21 protein-coding genes are annotated in these 22,901 nt (G+C 45.1%); 18 read left to right on the forward strand and 3 right to left on the reverse strand.

Features of this window, described 5'->3' with window-relative positions; all coding sequences use genetic code 11:
- Window positions 1-19: 19 nt before the first annotated feature.
- On the forward strand, window positions 20-250 hold the full coding sequence (locus SALPA_RS29075) for a hypothetical protein (RefSeq protein ID WP_186451085.1): 231 nt from the start codon (window positions 20-22) through the stop codon (window positions 248-250).
- Window positions 195-1,334 carry a uroporphyrinogen decarboxylase family protein gene (locus tag SALPA_RS15445; RefSeq protein WP_145095786.1) on the forward strand — a complete coding sequence of 380 codons (1,140 nt, stop codon included), beginning with the start codon at window positions 195-197 and terminating at the stop codon, window positions 1,332-1,334. Before SALPA_RS29075 ends, SALPA_RS15445 begins: the two co-directional genes overlap by 56 nt.
- Before the next feature lie 167 nt (window positions 1,335-1,501).
- Here SALPA_RS15445 and SALPA_RS15450 read toward each other — a convergent pair whose 3' ends face one another.
- Window positions 1,502-2,404 carry a LysR family transcriptional regulator gene (locus SALPA_RS15450; protein ID WP_145095789.1) on the reverse strand — a complete coding sequence of 301 codons (903 nt, stop codon included), beginning with the start codon at window positions 2,402-2,404 and terminating at the stop codon, window positions 1,502-1,504.
- A 204-nt stretch (window positions 2,405-2,608) separates the two neighbouring features.
- Between SALPA_RS15450 and SALPA_RS15455 the strand changes: the two genes are divergently transcribed.
- The 4 genes from SALPA_RS15455 to SALPA_RS15470 all read left to right on the forward strand — a co-directional run bounded on the left by SALPA_RS15455 (window position 2,609) and on the right by SALPA_RS15470 (window position 9,493).
- The gene (locus SALPA_RS15455) at window positions 2,609-5,575 is read left to right on the forward strand and encodes a molybdopterin-dependent oxidoreductase (RefSeq protein WP_145095792.1); all 2,967 of its coding nucleotides are present in this window, start codon (window positions 2,609-2,611) and stop codon (window positions 5,573-5,575) included.
- On the forward strand, window positions 5,575-6,414 hold the full coding sequence (locus SALPA_RS15460; protein WP_145095795.1) for a 4Fe-4S dicluster domain-containing protein: 840 nt from the start codon (window positions 5,575-5,577) through the stop codon (window positions 6,412-6,414). The genes SALPA_RS15455 and SALPA_RS15460 overlap by 1 nt, the downstream gene beginning before the upstream one ends.
- A gap of 56 nt (window positions 6,415-6,470) precedes the next feature.
- A complete protein-coding gene (locus SALPA_RS15465; protein ID WP_145095798.1) occupies window positions 6,471-7,673 on the forward strand; it encodes an MFS transporter in 1,203 nt (400 codons plus the stop codon).
- A 278-nt stretch (window positions 7,674-7,951) separates the two neighbouring features.
- The gene (locus SALPA_RS15470) at window positions 7,952-9,493 is read left to right on the forward strand and encodes a glycosyltransferase family 39 protein (protein WP_145095801.1); all 1,542 of its coding nucleotides are present in this window, start codon (window positions 7,952-7,954) and stop codon (window positions 9,491-9,493) included.
- A 180-nt stretch (window positions 9,494-9,673) separates the two neighbouring features.
- Here the strand turns inward: SALPA_RS15470 and SALPA_RS15475 are convergent, their stop codons facing one another.
- On the reverse strand, window positions 9,674-9,853 hold the full coding sequence (locus SALPA_RS15475; protein ID WP_222428005.1) for a hypothetical protein: 180 nt from the start codon (window positions 9,851-9,853) through the stop codon (window positions 9,674-9,676).
- Between the two features lie 300 nt (window positions 9,854-10,153).
- On the opposite strand from SALPA_RS15475, the gene SALPA_RS15480 reads away from it, so the two are divergent.
- The 7 genes from SALPA_RS15480 (at window position 10,154) to SALPA_RS15510 (ending at window position 17,845) form a co-directional block, all read left to right on the forward strand.
- Window positions 10,154-10,972 carry an undecaprenyl-diphosphate phosphatase gene (locus tag SALPA_RS15480; RefSeq protein ID WP_145095808.1) on the forward strand — a complete coding sequence of 273 codons (819 nt, stop codon included), beginning with the start codon at window positions 10,154-10,156 and terminating at the stop codon, window positions 10,970-10,972.
- A 196-nt stretch (window positions 10,973-11,168) separates the two neighbouring features.
- Window positions 11,169-12,839 (forward strand): ATP-binding protein, encoded by a 1,671-nt coding sequence (locus SALPA_RS15485; RefSeq protein WP_255451223.1) that lies wholly within the window; start codon window positions 11,169-11,171, stop codon window positions 12,837-12,839.
- A gap of 2 nt (window positions 12,840-12,841) precedes the next feature.
- Window positions 12,842-13,534, forward strand: a complete 693-nt coding sequence (locus tag SALPA_RS15490; RefSeq protein ID WP_145095811.1) for a response regulator transcription factor — start codon at window positions 12,842-12,844, stop codon at window positions 13,532-13,534.
- Window positions 13,535-13,704: 170 nt separating this feature from the next.
- Window positions 13,705-14,253, forward strand: coding sequence for a 4Fe-4S dicluster domain-containing protein (locus SALPA_RS15495; RefSeq protein WP_145095814.1), 549 nt, complete (start codon window positions 13,705-13,707; stop codon window positions 14,251-14,253).
- Window positions 14,250-15,047, forward strand: a complete 798-nt coding sequence (locus SALPA_RS15500; RefSeq protein ID WP_186451086.1) for a 4Fe-4S binding protein — start codon at window positions 14,250-14,252, stop codon at window positions 15,045-15,047. The genes SALPA_RS15495 and SALPA_RS15500 overlap by 4 nt, the downstream gene beginning before the upstream one ends.
- A complete protein-coding gene (locus SALPA_RS15505) occupies window positions 15,019-15,555 on the forward strand; it encodes a NapC/NirT family cytochrome c (protein WP_255451224.1) in 537 nt (178 codons plus the stop codon). Before SALPA_RS15500 ends, SALPA_RS15505 begins: the two co-directional genes overlap by 29 nt.
- Window positions 15,556-15,583: 28 nt before the next feature.
- Complete coding sequence (locus SALPA_RS15510) at window positions 15,584-17,845, forward strand: molybdopterin-dependent oxidoreductase (protein ID WP_145095820.1); 2,262 nt, start codon at window positions 15,584-15,586, stop codon at window positions 17,843-17,845.
- On the opposite strand, the gene SALPA_RS15515 is transcribed toward SALPA_RS15510, so the two are convergent.
- A complete protein-coding gene (locus SALPA_RS15515; protein WP_145095823.1) occupies window positions 17,842-18,093 on the reverse strand; it encodes a chaperone NapD in 252 nt (83 codons plus the stop codon). The genes SALPA_RS15510 and SALPA_RS15515 overlap by 4 nt on opposite strands.
- Before the next feature lie 259 nt (window positions 18,094-18,352).
- On the opposite strand from SALPA_RS15515, the gene SALPA_RS15520 reads away from it, so the two are divergent.
- The 5 genes from SALPA_RS15520 to ccsA are packed head-to-tail and all read left to right on the forward strand — an operon-like array spanning window position 18,353 to window position 22,871.
- Window positions 18,353-18,976, forward strand: a complete 624-nt coding sequence (locus SALPA_RS15520; RefSeq protein ID WP_145095825.1) for an ABC transporter ATP-binding protein — start codon at window positions 18,353-18,355, stop codon at window positions 18,974-18,976.
- On the forward strand, window positions 18,948-19,625 hold the full coding sequence (locus SALPA_RS15525) for a heme exporter protein CcmB (protein ID WP_145095828.1): 678 nt from the start codon (window positions 18,948-18,950) through the stop codon (window positions 19,623-19,625). Before SALPA_RS15520 ends, SALPA_RS15525 begins: the two co-directional genes overlap by 29 nt.
- Before the next feature lie 14 nt (window positions 19,626-19,639).
- A complete protein-coding gene (locus SALPA_RS15530; protein ID WP_255451225.1) occupies window positions 19,640-20,314 on the forward strand; it encodes a cytochrome c biogenesis protein in 675 nt (224 codons plus the stop codon).
- Window positions 20,311-20,688: a cytochrome c maturation protein CcmE gene (locus SALPA_RS15535; protein ID WP_255451226.1), complete on the forward strand. Its 378-nt coding sequence runs from the start codon at window positions 20,311-20,313 to the stop codon at window positions 20,686-20,688. The genes SALPA_RS15530 and SALPA_RS15535 overlap by 4 nt, the downstream gene beginning before the upstream one ends.
- The gene (gene ccsA / locus SALPA_RS15540; RefSeq protein ID WP_145095831.1) at window positions 20,685-22,871 is read left to right on the forward strand and encodes a cytochrome c biogenesis protein CcsA; all 2,187 of its coding nucleotides are present in this window, start codon (window positions 20,685-20,687) and stop codon (window positions 22,869-22,871) included. Before SALPA_RS15535 ends, ccsA begins: the two co-directional genes overlap by 4 nt.
- Window positions 22,872-22,901 lie beyond the last annotated feature (30 nt).

Consider the following 22,901-nt stretch of genomic DNA (forward strand, 5'->3'; position numbering starts at 1 on the left):
TTTTTAATGGAGGCGTTGCATGAAACCACCACAAGAATTATTGAAGGAACGCAAGGAAAGAATAAGAAAAGCTGCAGCGCTAGAAAAAACCGACCGAACTCCGGTAGTAACTCTGGCTGATGGTTTTTGTGCGACCCATATGGGAGTCAAGTTATCAGAGTTTTGTTCGAAAAATATTATTAGGAGTGGATTAGATGACAGCAAAAGAAGATCAAATGACAGCAGAGGAGAGACTGGTAGCTACTATTAATCTTGAGCCAGTTGACCGGGTAGTATGTGCGCCAATGATTGATCAGTATGCCGGTCAGTTTGCAGGAATTACCAATAAGGAATTTATGTGGGACTGGAAAAAGTGCATGGATTCTCTTGATAAAGTAAAGGAAGCCTATCCCGTTTGGGATAGCAACCCTTTTATTATGTGTGAACGGTATGCGCCGCTGATGAAAAAAGTAGGACTCATGCGGACGGCAATGCCGGGTGTGGAACTACCTGACAATGCTTCCTTCCAGATGCACGAAGTGGAAATTACAACCCGGGAGGACTATGATCTGCTCATTAAAGAAGGTCTTTTGGCATATGTCGGTAAGTTTAATCAAGTTGCCCATGGTACAAATCCAGAAGAACAACTTGCAGCGATTATGGAAAAAGGCAAATTACTGCTGGATGAAAACCAGCGTACTCAGCGCCGCGGGCAAAGTTCAACCTGGGGAATACTAGGCGGATCGGCACCTGATGTATTGTCGATGAGCCGTTCCCTGGAAAAGTTTTTTAAAGATGTGATTCAAATCCCTGACAAAGTATATGAAGCCATGCTTGTTGTTACAGACGGTATGATTGAGTTACTCTCAGCTCAGGCGGACCAAACCGGTATCAGACGGGCGTTTATTGGCGACTCTCGCAGTAGTGCTCAATGGATATCACTGAAGAAGTTTGAAAAGTTATTCATGCCAGTTATGAAGCGGCTTGTTAACGGTTTGGAGCAAAAGGGAATTATTCCAATATTGCATCTTGATTCTGACTGGACAAAAAATCTACCATATTTATTGGAATTGCCGGCAAAGAAATTCGTTGTTCAATTGGATGGCTCTACTGACATTTTTAAGGCAAAGGAAATACTTGACGGACATTGTGCGATTATGGGGGATATGCCGGCAGCGCTCTTAACGGTAGGATCTCCAAGTGCGGTAGATGCATATGCTAAAAAACTATTTGAAGTTGTTGGTAAAGGCGGCGGTTTCATTTACTCTTCAGGTTGCTGTGTTCCTATGAATGCCAAACATGAAAATATGAAAGCCTTCTTTGATGCGGTAGAGAAGTACGGACGCTATAATTAGCGGCTACTCTATAAAGGTATTAAAATTATCGGAGCAGTCTCAAAAATAATTGAGGCTGCTCCTTTTTATGTACGTTCAGCATATCTTAGGCTGAGCTTTGGACGAGAAAAATTAGGTAATGGTTTTTTATGGATGGATATGGCGCAGGGGGAGATGTGGCCATAAACTCAATGCGGGTCATTGTCAATTGCCAGCGTATCAAGCTCTTGCAGGAATAAGGGAACGGCAGGATTTGAATGTACTTCATTCCAGGCCACAACCACATCAAACGTAAAGTCGTCACCGGCGATATCCAGAAACCGAAGCTCCTGACTGGCATAAACGTTAATATGTCTTGGCAAAATTGCAACTCCAATACCGGATTCAACCATTAGCAAAGCATTCTCGGGGAACGTTGTTAATTTTACAATATCAGGGGAAAAGCCAGCCGCTGCGCAGAGTGTTGTGATTTGGTTATAAAGACTGGGAGATTCTTCTGGGGCCAAAAGAAGAAATTTTTCCTTGGAAAGCGTGGACAGCTTAATGTCATTATTATTGGCAGCCGGGTGGTCATGCCGCAGGACAATGGCAAGTGAATCAGGAAACAAGGTCTTCCAGCAAAGTCCGGGAATGTTCAATAAATCAAAAGAAAGAGTAAAGGCAATATCAATATCACCATGTTTTAGGGTTGTGGCGAGTGCGCCCAAATTTAACTGGTTTAACTGCAAATCGACATTAGGATAAGTGTTTCTAAAACGTGAGATAAGTGCGGAAAAGAAGTTCTTAGTCGGTGCGCCCAAGAAACCAATTTTAAGTTGACCTGCAAATCCGGCTACTGCCAGGCGAATTTTTTGGATACCTTCTTCATAGTGAGCAAGAATGGCTTTGGCCTCGGTAAGGACTATAGCGCCGATCGGTGTTAAACGGACGGTTTGTTTATTACGCGCAAATAATTGCACTCCGAGGGCATGTTCTAAATCTGCGATGTGTCTGCTAAGGACAGGCTGAGCGATAAAAAGTTGCTTAGCAGCTGTGCTAAAGTTTAAATGTTCTGCGAGACAGGTGAATTCGCGTAATAACTGGATTTCCATGGTCCCTCCATTGCCATTGCTATCTATAACAATAGTATACAGCGATTAATGCGAGAGTGGAAAGGTTTCGCCAAAAAATGCAATGGCATAGCGGTAATACTTTTCTATCATAAGCTTAGACAGAGATGGTATTTCCCATTTAAAGCAGATTGCATTAGTATTAGTTGTAATATGAAGTTGCACACTGAAGGGAGAAAATAGATTATGGCGCTTGAAAGTACGCAATTTTCGGTTATCCTTTTTGGCCTGGAAAAAGTGCTGAAGATGACTGCCCTGCGATCTGCCACCTTTGCTGAGCGGCTCAAAGAAAAGAATTTGATTGCTCAAATTAAATTACGAGACAACTCTCAGGGCAGATATTTTATTTTTAAAGAGGGCAAAGTTTCTTCAAAATCTGGTATCCACGCCAATCCCGATATTGTTATGTCGTTTGAAGATGCTGCAACCGCAGTAAGAATAATGAGCCCCACAAAAACGTTCTTAGAATTTATCAGTTCGGCTAAGAGTTTTCAACTTGATATGCGGGGACCGGACGAATTATCGCTATGGTTTGCTGAAACCTTGAATATGACAATGAGTCTTAAGCCGGATTATGGCGTAGATATGGGCGGCGGTGTCAAGCGCTACACGAGCAACACCAATGGCGGTCCGGTTTTTGTGTATGTAAAGGCTGGTAAAATCATCCGGATTACGCCTATCGATTTTGATGAAGAGGATGCAGATCCATGGGTAGTCAAAGCCAGAGGCAAAGATTTTTCACCACCCAGGAAAACAACGGTCAGCCCTCATACTTTGGCATGGAAATCAATGATTTATTCTCCGAATCGGTTGCTTTATCCTATGAAACGGGTGGACTTTGATCCGAAGGGCGAAAGAAATCCTCAAAACCGGGGTATATCCGGGTATGAACGGATTAGCTGGAATGAAGCATTGGATATTGTTGCTAATGAAATTAAACGGGTAAAAAAAGAACATGGTCCAGGTGCAATTATGAACGGCAGTGGCTCACATCATACCTGGGGAGCGTTAGGATACTGGCTTAGTGCCAGACTACGGTTTTTTAACTCCATTGGTTGGACACCTGTAGTGCATAACCCGGATAGCTGGGAGGGGTGGTTCTGGGGAGCGACACACCATTGGGGCCAAAGTGCCCGGAATGGGGGCTCGGAGTTCTATAATCTTGTGGAGGATTGTCTCCAAAACTGCGAAATGATGGTCTTCTGGTCTAGTGACCCTGAATCAACTAGCGGTGTATATGGAGCATCAGAAGGCACAATACGGCGCCAGTGGCTAAAGGAATTAGGCATTAAGCTTGTTCATATTGATCCGTACTACAATCATACGGTCGGACTTTTGGGCGGTAAGTGGCTGGCACCCAAGCCCGGTACTGACAGCGCTATGGTTTTAGCTATTGCTTATGTTTGGATTACCGAAAACCTTTATGATAAGGAGTATGTTGATAAGCGTACAACTGGTTTTGAAAAATGGCGGGACTATATCTTAGGTAAAGAAGATGGTTGTGAAAAGACACCGGAGTGGCAAGAACCGGAAACAGGTGTTCCAGCAAAAGACATCAGGGCACTTGCACGGGAGTGGGGACGCAAAAAGACCTATTTAGCTGCCGGCGGCATTGCTGGTTTTGGCGGCGCGTGCCGTACGGCTACGGGAACCGATTGGGCCAGAGGTATGGTCTGTCTCATGGCTATGCAAGGTTTAGGCAAACCGGGGATTAATATGGGAAGTATGCAGCAGGGTACTCCTGTTGATACCCGTTTCTATTTCCCCGGTTACGCCGAAGGTGGTATGTCGGGTGATATTTTTGGTACCGGCAACTTTCTTAACTTATACCAGCGGATGCCCAATATTGTAACAATGAATACCGTTAAACAAGGAGTGCCGCGTCTTAAAATTCCTGAGGCCATTATGGATGGCCACTGCGAAGCTTATAATGCGGATGCTACCACCATTGAAGGACAATTTATCCCGCTTAAATATCCCACTCCCGGGTATTCGCCAGTAAAAATGTATTATAAATATGGCGGTTCCCATATTGGCACTATGGTTGATACTAACCGTTATGTAAATATGTACCGTTCAGACGGGCTGGAATTTGTTGTTAATCAATCGATTTGGTTTGAAGGAGAAGCTCAGTTTGCTGACGTAATTTTACCGGCCTGCACTAATTTCGAACGCTGGGACATTAGTGAATTTGCCAATTGCGGCGGCTATATTCATCATTCCTTTACGCAGGTTAATCACCGGGTTGCTGTTTTGCAGCATAAATGCATTGAGCCGCTGGGTGAGTCAAAATCTGATATCCAAATCTTCCTGGAGTTATCGAAACGTCTGGGATTGGGCTCTGTATTTTCTGAAGGCTCCACTGAACTCGAATGGTGTAAACGGCTGTTTGACGGAACCGATTTACCCCACAATATATCCTGGAGAAAGTTTCTTAAGAAAGGGTACTATGTTATCCCGCCATTGCCTGAAGATCGACGTGATCCGGTTTCCTTCCGCTGGTATGCGGACGGCCGTCCTAAGGACACCCCGGAACCTTTTCCTGCACCAGCTGACTATACGGAAGAATACCGCATGGGATTGCAAACCCAGTCCGGCAAGTTAGAATTTGAAGCCTCAAGTCTAAAGCGATATGATCCCAACGATCCAGAACGGCCACCCATTATGAAGTACAATCCGGCCTGGGAAGGTCCACATGCAACGGAATTATTTGCCAAGTATCCGCTGCAGCTTGTTTCACCTCATCCGAAGTTTACTTTCCATACGCAAAGTGACGGGAAGGATAGCATTATTAATGATATAAAGGATCACCGAATAGCAATTAATGGACACTATTATTGGATCATTAGGATTAATCCGCAAGATGCCGCTGCCCGTGGCATTAAGGAAAATAATTTGGTCAAGGCATTTAATGACCGGGGGGCAGTTATATGCGCAGCCCAATTGACTGAACGTATTCCTCCGGGAACCGTACACTCCTATGAATCTTCTGCTGTCTATAAACCGGTAGGTGAACCTGGCAAATCACCGGATCTTGGCGGCTGTATCAACCTTCTCACTCCCAGTCGGATGATGATAAAAAAATCTCATGGTATGGCAGCTAATTCCTGTCTTATTGAAATCACAAATTGGAGCGAAGAGGAGCGCGTTTGATGAAAAAGTGGCATTTGATTATAGATGTTGAGAAATGTGTGGATTGCAATAATTGTTTCATGTCCTGTAAAGATGAACATGTTGACAATGACTGGCCGGGATATACCTGGCCTCAGCCGCGGCATGGTCATCGCTGGATAAATATTATGCGTGCAGAACGGGGGCAATACCCGCTTGTTGATGTGGCATACAGGCCAACCCCCTGTATGCACTGTGCGGATGCGCCCTGCATTCATGCGTCCAAGGGGAGTATTACCAAACGTGCTGATGGAATTGTTATGATTGATCCGGTTAAAGCCAAGGGACAACAAGAGGTAGTTAATGCTTGTCCTTATCAGGCAATATGGTGGAACCAAGAACAAGAAGTTCCCCAAAAATGTACTCTGTGTGCCCATCTATTAGATCAAGGCTGGAAGCAGCCGCGCTGTGTACAGGCCTGCCCAACCGGTGCGCTCAGGGCTGTATGTGCAGACGACACGGAAATGAGTCGTATTTGTACGGCTGAAAAGCTGGAAGTTTTGCAACCGGAAGCCAATACCCAGCCCAGTGTTTTTTACAAAAACCTGTATCGATTTAACAAATGTTTTATCGGCGGCAGTATAGCCGCTAACCGGAAGGGAATTGTTGATTGCATCGAAGGTGCAAAAGTAACTTTGCTGCAGGGGAAGGATAAGCTGGCAGAAACGATAACCGATACTTTTGGTGATTTTAAGTTTGATCAACTTGCAAAAAACAGTGGTAAGTATGTTATTCAGGTTCAGAAGCCGGGGTTTTCCGCGGCGGAAGTTACACTTGAATTGACTTCAAGTACAAACATCGGAACAATTTATTTATCATAAGGCAGCAATTGCCAAAAAGAACACGATTGGGGAATATACGAACTGGAGGATACCTAATGGGTAACACCAAACTAACAAAATTTGGCGGCTTTTCGATTCTTATGATTGCGTATGTCTGGGTATTTGTAGCTTCGGCAGTTAGCCCGGCACTTGGAAGTATGGCCCAGGATTTTCCGGGAGTATCTACTTTAAAGCTTCAATTAGTTTCCGTAAGCCCTTTTGTTACTTCTATTATTTTCAGCGTGGCTGCGGGTATATTAGCAAAACGATATGATAAAAAGAGCATAGTATTGGGAGGGCTTGTGATCTATGGCGTAACAGGCATGCTTCCATACTGGGCAACTACTATTGATCAAATTATTCTCTTAAGACTTCTTACCGGTATTGGTGTTGGACTTATCTTACCTCTGCCTAATAGTATTATTGCGGAACATTATGATGGCGAGCCAAGAAAAAAAATGCTTGGCTGGGCTACAGCCTTAGCGAATGTGGCTAACGTAATAAATAGTGTTTTGATTGGCTTCTTGCTTATGCTGGGCTGGCGGTATTGTTTCCTGGCTTTTGCTATAGTGCTTGTTATCGCGGTTATCAACTTATTCGGACTCCCTAAATCTCCACCACAAAAACAAGCTGCCGAAAATACGCAGGCAGGGGCAGGTTGTTCCAGCAGTAGAATACCCCAAATTGTGTATCTGCTTGCATTTTACATGATGATGAACTGGGCTATATTGCAACTTAATATTCTCAATATGGCAGTGTTGATTTTAAGCGAGAATTTAGGCGCACCCTGGATGATTGGGTTGGCAATAGCCATACCCGGTTTAGGATGTATCTTTTCCGGTGCTTTATTTCCGCAAGTTTTTAAAAGGGTAAAAAACTATTTAGCATTTGCAGGATTATTGCTATTTACGTTAGGATCCGTAACCTTGTATTATACACATTCCTTTAGTACTTTACTTGCAGCAAACTTTTTGGAGGGAATTGGCTCTGGATTATTAGTACCTTATTTGTTTTACGTAACGTCAACGAAGGTCGATGCCCGGCAATATGACCTTTCTTTTGGTATCGTATCTGGCGCTATGCATCTGGGAATTCTTTTTTCTCCATTTCTTCAAGTCGGGATTGCTATGTTAGGTAATACTGAGTCACTGAGTTATCTATATTTGGTAACCACTATTGCTTTAGCAATCGCCACGGTTATTTCGTTCGTATATGAAAGGGTTAATTCCAGGCAACAAGTGGAAGAAACAGTTCCTTGATAGGAGTTATCCCTTGATGGAATAGTAAAATTATGCAAATGGGCAGTGAGCAACTTATTTTTAAGTTCCACTGCCCATATTTGTAGAATTTAGCCTGTTGAGTAGGCGGAAAAATGAGTACCTGCTATACAAGGTTCTGGTGCAAAAATAAAAACAGTGGTAAAATAAGTGTCGTTGTGGAAGAATAGTTTATAGGAATAAGTTCAGGGGATACACACGAGTGATTCTGATTCGGCGGGGCAAACGATAAGCTTGATAATTCGATGGTGGAGAAAATTATGACCAAAAAAAATAAATCACTATTTTGGCTTGTGGCAGGTATCACGGCGTTTATTATTTTTTTTCATCTAGGAAGTTTTCCTTTGCTTGATCCGGATGAGCCGGTTTACGCGGAGACGCCTAAGGAAATGATTGTATTTGGCGATTTTGTTTCACCCCGGATTTATGGTGAATATTGGTATGATAAGCCACCGATGTATTACTGGCTGGTTGCGGCAGCTTTTAAGGTTTTTGGCGTTAATGAATTTGCGGCACGCTTTCCGTCGGCATTGTTAGGTGTGCTGTGTGTGCTGCTGGTGCATCAGGCAGGGAGCAGACTGTTTGGCCAGACTGCGGGTATTGCCGGGGCGCTGGTATTAGCCACAAGTATCGAGTATTTTTATGTCGCCAAAGCGGCAGTGACCGATATTACATTAACACTGTTTCTAACTGCCGCGCTGCTTTCGTTTTTGGAGAAGAAATATGTTCTTTTCTATTTCTTTGCGGCTTTAGCAACTGTCACTAAAGGACCTATAGGGCTAGTGTTTCCGGCGGCGATTATCTTTTTTTACTTGCTGGCAACTAACAATTGGCAAGAACTAAAAAATATGAAGATACCGGCAGGGGTTATTATTTACTCAGTGGTGGCGCTGCCCTGGTATATTGTCATGTACCAAATTCATGGTGCGGCTTTTCTTGATACATTTATTGGCTTTCATAATATCACCCGGTTTACGACGGCAGAACACACTGAGACTGCCGGCTGGTATTTCTTTGTACCGGTGTTGATGCTGGGTTTTTTCCCCTGGACAGCACTTCTGGTTCAAGCTGTCTATGCTTCGTTGGCTGAAGGGAGAAACCAGGCACCTGCTTTGCTATTTTTAAATATCTGGGCATTCTTTATTTTTATCTTCTTTACCATTTCAAGCACCAAGCTAGTGACGTATATACTTCCCATGTATCCGCCACTGGCTTTACTGGTCGGCTGGTATCTTGGGCGCTGGCTTGATGGGGACAGACATAATCGATTGTGCTATAGCTGGCCAGTTGTACTATCAGGACTTGTTGCCCTTTTGGTTGGCGGTATATATCTTGGAGTTAAGGCGATGCCTGAGCTGACAGCCGGATTATTAGTAATAGCTGCCCTGCTGATAACAATGGCCGGTACGGTTTGGTATGCAGTGAGACGAGGTAATCCCGCTGTCGGATTTTGGGGGCAAGTTGTGGCGATGACCGTTGTCGCAATTATATTGGTGGCAGTATTAGTGCCGTCGGTAGCCCCTCAAGTTACCACTCGTGATATTGCCAGCCATTTTAGTGCTGTGTATGACGGAAAGTCGCCAGTATATGTTGTGAAATTTTTACATCCCGGATTTGCTTTTTACACAGATGTCTATGGCACGGAAGTTATATCCGGTGAGGACATTAAAAAGGCAGTGGCGAAAAACTCTACCGCCTACTATGTAATTCGGCAATTAGAATATAATTCCTTAGACAGTCAGGAACGTGCAGCCTTGACGATAATGGCGCAGTCTTATGAAGTGTTACTACTCAAACAATGAAGCGAATGGTTTTATCTTATGTGGCATAGGGCTAGTGCTTAACATAGTATAGAGTAAAAGCTAATATGGGAGGCATCCTTGTGGTTCGTTATTCTTGCGCTGACTGGAATTTGCGGAAGCCCACTAAAAAATGCATCAAAACGTACACTTCATGCTTAAAACTATATGAAGTATGTTCCTTTAGATTATATAAGGTGTGCCCGTGGTGCAGTTGCGAATTTGATTATCATTATTATCAGGGTGAATGTCCTTGTTGTGGGGATGATGATCCTCCCCCTCAGCCTGGTTTCGTGTTTTTTCCAGAGCTGCTTGTTGAAACTTCTTCCCTTGCACTTTTTCCAGAACTTGCATTTTACCCATAGCATAGTAAAGGTAAAACCCAATAAAACGGGTAATACTATCTGAAAAAGAGGCAAATTGCAACTTCCCCTCCGTAATTGGAGGGGAAGTAAATGTCAGGAATTTATTAAGTTGCGATTTTCATTTTACTTTCAGAATCACCTGCTATACTGTCCTAATAAATAGTTTGCAAAATAGTGTCAGTAACATATTCATAATACTCTGGTAGGGACAAGCCCGGTAGCACGGGGCGATATTTATACTCTGCTGATGGAAGCGGGGTCAATTGGTGAAACTAGATAAAAAGGAGCATGAATACATATGTTGTGGTTTATCGCCATCGTTTTAGGAATTGTACAAGGTTTGGGGGAATTTTTACCCATATCCAGTTCAGCACACTTAATCATTGTGCGCTGGCTGTTTGGCTGGAATTCGATTATCGCTCAAGTCGGCGGCAATATTGATATCGCTCTTGATGTGGCGCTGCATGTGGGAACGCTGCTGGCAGTACTTATTTATTTTTTCCAGGATTGGCTGGAGCTTGTTGTAAATGGAGTAACGAAAGGACTAAAAACAAAAGAGGGAAAAATGTTTTGGTATCTGGTATTAGCAACAATTCCTGGCGGTGTTGCCGGACTGCTCTTTGAGTCAGCCATAGATAAATTTATTCGTTCTCAACCCCTCATTATTGCTGCTGGTCTCGCCATTATGGGTATTATTCTTTACTATGTAGATAAAAATTCGCCACAAAGAATTAATTATGAAAACATAACGTTTAAACAGACGTTATTTATTGGCTTTTCGCAGGCGTTGGCGCTGATTCCAGGTGTTTCGCGCTCTGGCATTACCATGACAACAGGTCGTTTGTTAGGATTTTCGCGGGAGGCGTCAGCTAAATTTTCCTTTCTGCTGGCAACGCCGATTATTGCCGGTGCGGCGCTAAAACATACGCCGGAAATTATTCATAATGCTGCCAGTCCCTTATTCTTAGTGGGCACAATCACATCAGCTCTGGTAGGGCTCTTGTGCATTAGCTTACTGCTTAAATATCTCCAAAGAAACAACTTTGCTATATTTGCAGCATATAGAATATTGCTGGCAGCACTCATTGTAGGTGTATACTTTGTCAGAGGTGCATAGCCATCGGCAGGTGCAGGCGGGGAGTCGAGTATTCTTGGTAGAGAAAATAGTCATAACTTACTAAAAAAGTAGGTTATGACTATTTTATTTAACAGGAAAGGTGAAGTATAGTCTGAAAATAATAAAGGATTTTGTTATTTTTAAACAGAATGTTTTTTTATAAAGTGATATTCCTTTTTTGGGGAGTAATAAATTTATGCGGTTTAAAAATAGTCTTACGATAAAATTTATGATCGGAATTGCCATCATAACCATTGTTCTGATGACAGTAAATCTCCTTTGGAATATTAGACAATATAATTTTCAGGCTGAATCGGAAATGAAGGAAAAAGCGGAGGTTATTGCTCAGCAGCTTATTGCTACAAGGTCATTTATTGCACTGAAGCAAGATTTGATTAATGCCAATTACGATGGCGGTTATGAATTCAAACACTTAAATCCTGCAGCTGTCGGCAAGGGCATTGGTGAAATTTTTAACGGCTACTCCGGCTACAAATTTAAGCAGACCCGGCCTATTGTACGTGATCCCTATAATGCTCCGGACAATTTTGAAAGGGAAGCAATGAAGCAGTTGGCCGCCGACAAAAACCTCAAGGAATTATGGGGTTATGATGAAATTGACGGCAATCGTGTCTTCCGGTACTTAGTGCCGTTATATTATGATGAATCGTGTTTATCCTGTCACGGCAAACCTGTTGGGCTTAATGATATTTCCGGATATGCTAAAGAGGGATTTTCTTCAGGCGAGTTTGCCGGGAGTATTAGTGTGGTTTTTCCAATGGCACGTTTTGAGGCCGCCCAACGCACCAATATTAGCAGCCAGGTAATTTTCATCTTGTTCATGGTGTTTGTCAGTATTGGGCTGACTTATTTAATGATGGAACATATTATTATCATGCCTATCCGTGAATTGACAGGCAAAGTAGCCGAGTTGGGCCGGGGAAATTTAGCGGCGCAGCTGACCGAGATTCAAACCTATGACGAAATGCGGAGCTTGGCGGAAGAGTTTAATACAATGGCAAGTAAACTTAACGAGCTCTATAACGGCCTGGAAGAAAAAGTAACTGAGCGCACGGCGCTGTTGTCGGACGCGAATCAGCGTTTGCTGGAGCAAGGAAGTAAGCTTCAAGCTATGAATGCCAAACTGACCGAGACGGACCGCCTCAAATCGGAATTTTTGGCGGTTATGAGTCATGAACTCCGGACTCCCCTTACTGCAATCATTGCCTTTGCGGAAATCCTATTGGCCGAGGGAGAAACGCTCAGCAGTTTACAGCAGGAATATCTGCAAGATATCTTTGAAAGTGGGCACCAATTACTTAGCCAGATCAACGACATTCTTAATATGTCTAAAATTGAAGCCGGGCTTGCCAAAATTAACTGTAACCAGATTGATATTAAAGAAGTGCTGAATCATTTAATGCATAGTATTTCTCCGCTGGTAAGCAAGAACAGACTTACGTTTATTGTTGATATCTCTGCTGACATTCCCCATATTATAGCTGATCGTGAAAAAGTGATTCACATTTTCCGCAATCTAATTAGTAATGCCATTAAATTTACGTCAAATGGCGGAAAAATTACTATTTCAGCAGCTTTGATGAACGATCAGGACAAGGTGCCAGAGGTTGTTGTCAAGATACAGGACACCGGTATCGGTATTAACCAGGAAGATCAAAAGTATATTTTTGATAAGTTTCGTCAGGTTGATAGTGCTGAAGCAAGGGAGTATCCGGGAAGCGGCTTAGGCTTAGCACTGGCGCGCAATTTGGTTGAAATGCACGGGGGCCGGATTTGGGTGGAAAGTGAAGTTGGCCGGGGCAGTACGTTTACCTTTGTTTTACCGGTCATTGCGAAGGGGTGTTAGGTTTGTCTGGCGAGAAGATTTTAGTTGTAGATGATGATGCGAAGATACTAAAGATAGTGAAGCATTGTCTTGAAAGGGAAAATTTTCTGGTTGCCACCGCTGTTGACGGTGAGAGTGCGCTGGCTGTTGCCAAAAAAGAGCAGCCTGATTTAGTAATCCTCGATTTAATGCTGCCAAAACTCAATGGTCTTGATGTCTGCAGGATTTTAACCGCTGAGTACACGGTTCCCATCATCATTTTATCGGCTAAGGGCGATGAACTTGACCGGATTGTAGGGCTTAGACTAGGGGTGGACGACTATTTAACTAAGCCCTTTAGTCCGATCGAATTGGTTCTCAGGGTACAGGCGGTTATTCGCCGGGTACAGGGGCAGCGGAAAAATCAGGCAAGTCAGGCTTTGGAGTGTGGTACTTTGTATATTGATCCTGGGACCAGGGAGGTTACGATTAATGGTACAGCTGTTAATCTTACCAGCAAGGAATTTGAGCTGCTTTGGTTGTTGGTAAGTAATCCCCAGCAGGTTTTTACCAGGATGCAGCTTTTGAATAAGATCTGGCATAGTGATTATGAGGGTGATGAAAACACCGTGACTGTCCATGTCCGGCGGTTGCGGGAAAAAATTGAGCCTGCACCTTCATCCCCCACGTATATTAAAACAGTGTGGGGAGTAGGTTATAAGTTTGTATGTGAGTAATGATTTTGCTGGAGCTTACATAGATAATTTTGCAGCTGCCGATTTTATATCGGTGGCTTTTTCTTTTGCGCTGCTTGCTGAAATGTAATACTTTTGTAAGAATTACTTAATAATTCTGTCATTATCTTTCGGTATGATGATGAAAGAGATGAATTAAGGGGGCTTATTTTATGGAAAGGGGTGCTAAGGCAGCCTTGTTTATCGGCGGTGTCATGACATTGTTGCTATCTGGTTTTACTGATAATAAATCGAAAAATACCTTGCTCCGGCCGCCGGGGGCGCTGAATGAGCCGGAGTTTTTGGCAATCTGTCTTCGCTGCGGTAAGTGTGCAGAGGTTTGCCCGCAACGGGCAATTAAAATCGGGCAGGGCAATAGCGGGTTGGCCATCGGTACACCGTATCTCATGCCCCGGGAGGCAGCATGCGATTTGTGTCTTAATTGTATTGGTGTCTGCTCCAGCGGTGCACTGCGGTCAGTAGAAAAGGCAAATGTCCGGATGGGACTGGCGGAGATCGACCATGATGCCTGTCTGGCCTGGCTGGGTGATGAGTGTAAGATCTGTTATACCAGTTGTCCGTTTTATAACCAAGCCATCAAACTGGAAAATCATAAACGTCCGGTGGTGGACAAGGACGTTTGTGTGGGGTGCGGCGTCTGTGAACATGTATGTATTGCCGAGCCAGCGGCAATCAAAGTACAGGCAGGAAAACGCCAATGAAGGTTAAGGCTGTACGGCGAACGGTTCAACTTTTGGCTTTTTCTCTGTTGTTCCTGCCGCTTGTTTGGCCTGTGAACCGGATGTGGTTTGGAACCTATTTATCCTCTCAGGCAGTAGGAATGGCACTTACTGATCCACTGGCGGCGATTGAGGTTATGCTGGCTGGCACGATGATTTGGTGGCCGCTTATTGGGTCGATGATCCCGCTGCTTATAGCAACATTACTATTTGGACGGGTTTTCTGCAGCTGGATCTGTCCGTTAAACACGGTGTTTGAACTTGCAGCCAGCATCAGGGCACCCAGGGTTCGCAGGAACAGAAATGGCTGGCTGCCTTATCAAATACTGGTCCTGTTTTTGTTAGCCGCGTTGATAACAAATTTACCGCTGTTCACCATACTATCACCAATTGGCATTTTGTCCAGAACAGTTGCCTTCGGCGTCGGACTTGAATTACTTTTTGTGGTGGCGCTTATCGCCTTGGAATGGCTTTATGACCGTAAAGCATGGTGTCGCAACCTATGTCCCGCTGGGGCATTATACGGCCTGCTGGGGAAATGGCGGCTGGTAACGATTGGTATTGACCGCTCCCATTGCTGTAGCTGCCATAAATGCCGCAATGCATGTACTCTGCAGGTGGATGTCGGCAGTCACAGGCCACTTGATCAGCTGACGTGCACCAATTGTGGCGACTGTGTGGATGCTTGCGCGGCGAAAGCGGTCTATTTTACATGGAAAAGCAAACAGAAAGGAGGTGGAGTACAGCATGAATTTATGGATGGTATTACGAGGTAAAGAAAAATTGACAGGCCGGCATATTGTATTATTGGGAGCTATCATTGTTTTCTTACTGATTTTTGCCGGCTGGATGGCGGATTACTCATCTCGTCCGGAGTTTTGTGGTTCTTCTTGTCATGAAATGAATTCAACGTATCAGTCTTGGCAAATGTCTGCGCATAAAAATGTTGGCTGCGAGGATTGCCATGGCGAGCCGGGAGCCATCGGACTTGTGAAGACTAAGGCCAAAGGAATGAAAGAAGTCTATGTGCATATTACCAGTTCAAAAATCGAGCCCAAAGGCAATGAGCACGATATTAATTGCTACAACTGTCATCAGGATAAAGTAAAACTAAATGCCGATAAGGCGCTGGCAGCAAAGGACCCGCATACGGTCAAACACTTTGACAATGGTATGACCTGTGTTACCTGTCATAGCGGCCTAGTTCATGATACTAAACTCAACAACGCGGTACCGAGCCGCGATACTTGCGCCAGATGCCATTTGGATGCAATGCAGAGATAAGACTACTATTTTGCCGGGAGGTTTTTTCATGAAGTTTTCTCGCCGGGATTTTTTGAAAGCGATTGCCGTTAGTACGGCATTAGTTAGTTCTGGCTGTTCGCCTGACTCTGGCGGCAGAGGTGCCCAGGGGACAACCTCGCAGCACGACGCGGAAAAATGGGTCAAGGGTGTTTGCCGGTACTGCGGTGTAGGATGCGGCGTATTGGCAGGAGTCAGTAAAGGAAAAATAGTTGCGGTTAAAGGCGATCCGGAAAATACTGTTAATAAGGGCAGGTTGTGTGTCAAAGGGATACTTCTGCCTAAAATTATGGATACCAAAGATCGTTTGCTCCATCCAATGGTTAAAAAAGACGGTCAATTTGTTAACGTTTCTTGGGATGAAGCCCTGGATCTCATTGCCGTAAAATTCAAAGAAGCCATTGCACAATTTGGGCCGGATTCAGTGGGGTATTACGGTTCCGGTCAGAATATCGCGGAAGAAGCTTATGTTGCTAATAAACTATTTAAGGGAGCGATTGGTACTAATAATATTGATGGTAATCCCCGTACCTGTATGGCCAGTGCGGTAGCAGGGTATGTAAGCACTTTTGGCGAAGACGAGCCAATGGGAGCCTATGCCGATATTGAGCAAGCCGATGTTTTTTTCATTATTGGTGCCAATATGGCCGAAGCTCACCCGGTTTTATATTCAAGACTGGTGGATCGCAAAAATAGTAACCCTAATGTAAAAATTATTGTTGTCGATCCCCGGCGTACCCGTACTGCCGATATAGCTGATGTTTTTCTGCAGTTTGTACCAGGAACCGACTTAGCTCTGTTAAATAGCATGGCCTATGTGATTATTGAGGAAAACTTAGTTGACAGGGACTTTATAGATCAACATACAAATTTTATGCAAGGTGAGAAAAAACTGTCCTTTGACGAATTTAAAACATTCCTCGCTGATTATGCGCCGGATAAGGTAACAGGACTGATTGACCTGCCTGCGGAGAAAATTCGCGAAGTGGCTCGTTTATTTGCGGCAAAGGGCCAAAATACGATGTCGATGTGGACGATGGGACTTAACCAGCGGATTCGTGGTACTTGGGCCAACAATCTGGTGCACAACCTGCATCTTCTTACAGGCAAAATCTGCCGGCCGGGGAATACGCCGTTTTCACTTACCGGCCAACCAAGTGCTTGCGGCAGTATCCGTGAAGTAGGTGCACTATCCCATCTGCTGCCTGCTCATCGCGTAGTGGCTAATCCTAAACATCGGGAAGAAATCGCCAAAATCTGGGGGATAGATCCTGCTAAAATGAGTCCGAAACCGGGATATCATACCATCGAACTGTTCCGGGCGGCAGCAAGTGGTGCGCTCAAAGTATTATGGGTTGTATGTACTAATCCGGGACAGTCTATCCCTAACCTTAAACCTTACCGTGCGGGGATGGAAAAGACGTTTATGATTGTTTCCGAAACCTACCATCCGACGCGAACCAGCGAACTGGCTGATGTTGTTCTACCGGCGGCACTATGGATGGAGAAGGAAGGGGTCTTTGGCAACGGTGAACGGCGTACGCAGCATCTTGCCAAGGCCGTAGAAGCGCCAGGCGAAGCCAAACCAGATGTTTGGGCGCTTATAGAAGTAGCTAAACGGCTAGGCTTTGAAGACCTATTTCCTTATAAAACGAATGACGAGATCTGGGAAGAATACCGTAAATGCACTATTGGTACGAAAATGGAGTTACCGCCTTATGCTAGGCTGAAAAAAGAGCGGGGCTTGACCTGGCCTGTGCCGGATCCAAACGGCCCGGATACCTATATCCGCTATGCCGCGCCCTATGATCCATATGTTAAGGAAGGCATCCGGTTTTACGGCAAACCTGATGGCCGGGCTGTTATCTTTGCCAGACCTCAGGCCAATCCGCAGGAAATGCCGGATGCGGATTATCCCTTCTATTTGTCTACCGGACGTGTTCTGGAGCATTGGCACACTTCAACAATGACAATGAACGTGCCGGAACTCAAACGTGCTATGCCGGAGATGTATGTTGAACTCAACCAGTCTGATGCTGAAAAAATAGGAGTAAACGATGGTGAATTAGTAAAAATAACTTCCCGTCGCGGTGAATGCCAGCTAAAGGCCAAAATTAATGGCCGTGGACAGCCACGGCCAGGGATGGTGTATGTGCCATTTCACGACACTGAAATGATCAGAATGATTAATTTTGTGACAATTGATGCCTTTGACGATGTCTCCAAGCAGCCAGAATATAAAATATGTGCTGTAAACCTGGCAAAAGCTTAGCTGATCCTATCTTCCTGCTCATCGGCTGTTGTTATGTATGTGGGGAAGACGCCGAGTACACCGGCAATAGCTTCAATGGTGCGGGCGACTTCGTTGACTTGTGTTAACGAGGCCGCTTCTACCACAATGATGATTTCTTGCTTAGGGGAAACAGAATGAACGGTGACACCGCTTATGGCTGATAATGCTTGTGATACCATGTTAATAGAGCCAGTCACCGGTTGGATAATCATACTTGAAATTGCCATTGCTTTGTATACCTCCTTAAACTAGTACCATTGCTTAGTTAAGTATAAAATGGTCTCCTATGTGGCGCAATGGGTAAGATCTTAAGAAAGTATTACAAATAAGGAGACAGAATTTTAGGCGGTAGTGATACGAAACGGAGATAAATGTAATAGATTTGTAATATTTGCTTAAGATCGCTGTAATTACCTTTCGATATAATAGGTAACAGAAGAAATGTACTTAAAATTGAGGTTATCATTGGGCGCTGGGGGAATGACAATGCAGGGGATCGAGGTAGAACTTGTTAATGTTTCTAAAAAATACGGTCGTCGGCAATTATTTGTTGCTATAAACCGGCAGATTTGTTCGGGAGACTGCATTGTGGTGATGGGTCCCAACGGTTCCGGTAAATCCACACTGCTCAAGATTATTGCCGGTCTGATTAGGCCAAGCTCTGGTATAGTAAAGGTACGTAATCACGGCCATGAAGTAGCTGTCGATAATAGAAGGGGCTGTTTTGGCCTGATATCGCCGGAATTAATCCTCTATAACGCCATGACCGGCTATGAAAATCTTCGATTCCTGGTACGGGCCCGCGGAGTTGAGTTATCTGCTGAACGACTGCAAAGCTGTTTTAAGAATGTGGGCTTAGGCGGACGTCAGCAGGAACTGCTCAGTACTTATTCAACCGGAATGCGGCAACGGTTAAAGTTTGCCATATTAGATGCGCTAAGGCCGCCAATATGGCTGCTGGATGAACCTTCCTCCAACCTTGATGAAGAAGGCAAGAAGCTTGTAAAGCAGCTGATAAAGGACGCACTGGCGCAGGAGGTGGCAGTCATTATAGCGACTAATGAGCGGGAGGAGGCCAACTATGCCGGACAAAAAATTGCCTTGGTATAGTGTGGTGGGGGCAATAGTTCACAAGGATGCACTATGTGAGTTGCGGTCTAGCTATGCGTTTAGCGCCCTAACGATGTTTGCCCTTGTTACGCTGGCTAGCATTAGTATGAGTTTGGCAGGTGCGGTTGTCAGTTCTGCGTTGGCTGCAGCGCTGTTATGGGTAATTCTTTTCTTTTGCGCTATGGCTGGTTTATCACGGGTATTTGTTCAAGAGCAGGAAGCGGGAACGCTGTTCACACTTCGCCTGTACGCCAACGGGCAGGCGGTCTATTTTGGCAAGACACTGTTCAATATATTATTGCTAATAGCCGTAACTGTGCTTGTTATCCCGTTATTTGTTATATTGCTTAATGTTACAATACCACTATGGCTGGAGTTTGGTGCCGTGCTGGTGCTGGGTGATGTAGGAATCGCCACGATCGCTACGCTGACTGCGCTAATGGTCTGCCAGGCAGGCGGCAAGGGAGCACTGTTTACTGTAGTTACTTTTCCCTTGCTACTGCCGCAATTTCTGATGGCGATTGCAGCTACTGCCTGTGTATTTGACGGTATCCTGCCCGGAGTACAGGACTTTGTGTTTATGGCAGGCTATGATATTACAGTGATAATTGCGGCATCAATTTTATTCGACTATCTCTGGGAGAATTGAAAGGGGGCTTTCCGGTGAAACGCAGTTATGTAAGCATTTCCGGTATTTGCATCTGGACGGTCGGCGTTATCTACGCAGTATTTTATATTGTGCCGCCAGCCCAAGGATTAGGTAATTTGGTTCGAATTGCTTTTTTTCATATACCGGTGGCCTGGGTTTCCGTATTGGCCTTGCTATTGTCCGCTGTCTGGGCATGCATGTATCTGCGTACCCGCAAGGCTGAGTATGACTGGAGAAGTTCGGCCGCGGCATCCCTGGGCTTTGCTTTCTGCATTCTGGCGACAGTCAGTGGCGCAGTCTTCGCCAAACTAACCTGGGGAGCTTACTGGAACTGGGATCCCAGGCAGACAACCATTTTTATTTTGCTTTTGATTTACGGGGCGTATTTGGCTTTGCGCTCAGCCATTGAAGATGAAGAACAAAAAGCCCGCATTGCAGCGGTATACTCCCTTTGTTCCTTTACCACAGTACCATTTTTAGTGTTTATTATTCCGCGTTATTATTTTTCGCTGCATCCTGCACCGGTCATTAACAGTGGTGCCAGAATCGAAATGGATACTAGTATGCTGGTTGTGCTTATTGCTGCGTTGATTGCCTGCACGGCTATTTTTTGGCAGTTGCTGAATTGCCGGATCAACTCCCGGCAGCAACGGGAAACGGCTAGTAGTGGGGAAGAGGGTGTGAAATGATGAAAATGCGGCATAGAATCGGTTTGTTGATTATTATTGCCTTTGTGGCGTATAGCTTTATTGCCTTTCAGACTTCCCTGACACCCTATGTCAGTTTTGCCCAGGCTAAGTCCTCGACCGGAGCCGTTCAGGTGCGTGGGGTGCTTGCCACCGAAAAGATAACGGTGACAGAGAACGGCAAGACCGTTACGTTTTTGTTGAGAGACGAAACCGGTGAAGAGGTGCCGGTTATTTATCAGGGGTCCAAACCGGAAGGGCTGGATCAAGCCACTAGTATTGTAGCTGTTGGTAAATATCAAAACGGTCTGTTTAGGGCCGAAAAATTGCTGATTAAGTGTCCATCCAAATACCAGGGGAGTGTGAAACCAGAATGATTGGCTATGCAGCACTATTTATGGCTTTAGTGGCAACAGGAATTGCGCTGTTTTGTTATCTAAATGCTCATATGGCCTCTTCGACCCGCCGCTTGGCGCAGCGGATATCGGCCGGCAAGGACAAGGGATTATTCTACTATCGCTTGTCTGCTCTGTTTATCGCCGTTACAGTCTTGTATTTGTTTTATATTATTGTAAGCGATCAATTTCAGTTTGCTTATGTATTTGGCTACTCCTCCCGGGAGCTTAGCCTGATTTATAAGCTATCGGCCTTTTGGGCCGGACAGGAAGGATCATTCCTGTTGTGGGCGCTTTTTCATGTCAGTTTTGGTTTGTTATTGGCCCGGAAAAATCAACCCTGTGCTATGACTGTATACGCTGGAGTGCAAATTATGCTGCTTGTTATTTTGCTTGCCAAGAGCCCGTTTATGATGTTGACAGAGCCCCGGCTGGACGGATTTGGTCTCAATCCGTTGTTGAAAGACCCCTGGATGGTGGTCCATCCGCCAGTACTATTCCTTGGTTATGCGGGGTTGGCAGTGCCTTTTGCCTACGCTATTGACGGCATCGTAACCGGGCGTCATAAAAACTGGGTTAGTCAGGCGCTCCCTTGGGCACTGTTTGCCTGGGCAGCTTTGGGAGCCGGGATATTTTTAGGCGGTTTTTGGGCTTACAAAGTGCTAGGCTGGGGTGGTTATTGGGGTTGGGATCCAGTTGAAAATTCTTCGCTTGTTCCCTGGCTGGCCTGCGGTGCGCTGGTACATCTTTTATTGTTGGCACGTGTCAGGTTAGCAGCCGTCAGACCGGCCAGTTTTGCCGCACTATTTACTTTTGTCCTGGTTATGTATGGAACTTTCCTCACTCGCAGCGGAATACTAAGCGATTTTTCAACCCACTCTTTTAGTGACGAAGGGGTGGGCGGAATATTGGCCAGCTTTGTACTAATTACTGCGGTTAGCGCTCTGGTGATACTGATTATTCGCTGGCCGACTCTGCCTGAGGGGGAGTTGTATCCGGCGGTTAAGAGCCGGGAATTTTTCCTGGCGTCAACGGCAATCATTTTTGCGGCGCTAGGAGTTATCGTCCTTGTCGGCATGTCAACACCGCTTGTGGCTATGTTGCTGGGCAATCCGCAAAATGTCAGTACCGCCTTCTACAATACAACGACTCTGCCGCTGGCGGCTGGTTTGGCATTATTGTTAGCTGTCGGTTCTTTAGTTGGCTGGGGTGAAGATAGAACCCGTTTATTGGCCCGTTATTGGTGGATCGCAGGCTTAGCCATTGTTTCAATGGTTCTTGCGGTTGCCGGTGGAATTCGTCAGCCGCTTGCCTGCGCGACAATCGGGCTGTCTGCGGCGATTATTGCTGCCAGTATCTTGGCGGTAAGAGTTAAGAGAATCAGCCGTGGGGCCGGACTTGCACATGTTGGTGTAGCGATCACTCTGATTGGCATTCTCTTTTCGTCATTGGCTAGTCAAGCTGTATATGTGAGTTTCCAGCAGGGAGAAAGACAACAGGTACTGGGAACTAATTTTACTTACTTAGGAACGCGGTTAGCTGCTGAGGGACATGGATTTTATCAAAGCTTTTCCTTGGCAGGGGAAGCCAATACTGTTCTAGAGTCGTTTACGAAGTTAAATAAGGAAGGCCATCCGGCAGCCCGGGAACCCGGAATTTATCGGATGCTGTCCGCAGATATCTATTTAGCGCCAGCTATGCAGCAAGAGGAAAGCCTGCATAAAGAAATGACCTTACTTAAAGGGGAACAGAAACAGGAAGAAGCAGTAGCGGTTAAGCTCATCCGGTACGGTATGGGCGGCAGTGGGGCCAGTGGCGATGTTCGGGTATATGCACTGCTGGAAGTTACCCACGACGGCAATGCCGAAGAGGCAAAGCCTGAATTAATATCCCGTAACGGGCAGATGATACCGGTACCTTTTAAGGTATTCGGCCATTATGAACTAATTGTTACAGCAATCAATATGGGGGACGGGACAGTAACAGTTGGGATCAAAGATTTAGCCGCACCGCCGGAGCAGGCGCGCATAGATGTGGAAATCAGCCGCAAGCCGCTTATAAACCTTGTCTGGCTGGGAACTGTTTTAATAACTATCGGCACAATATCGGCAGGCATTAGCCGTCGAAAGCTTTGCATAGCCGATAAAAAAACGGCGTCTTTTTAAGCTAGAGCACAGAAAAAAGGCAGGCTATCA

The sequence above is a fragment of the Sporomusa sp. KB1 genome, assembly GCF_007830295.1.
GTDB lineage: Bacteria > Bacillota > Negativicutes > Sporomusales > Sporomusaceae > Sporomusa.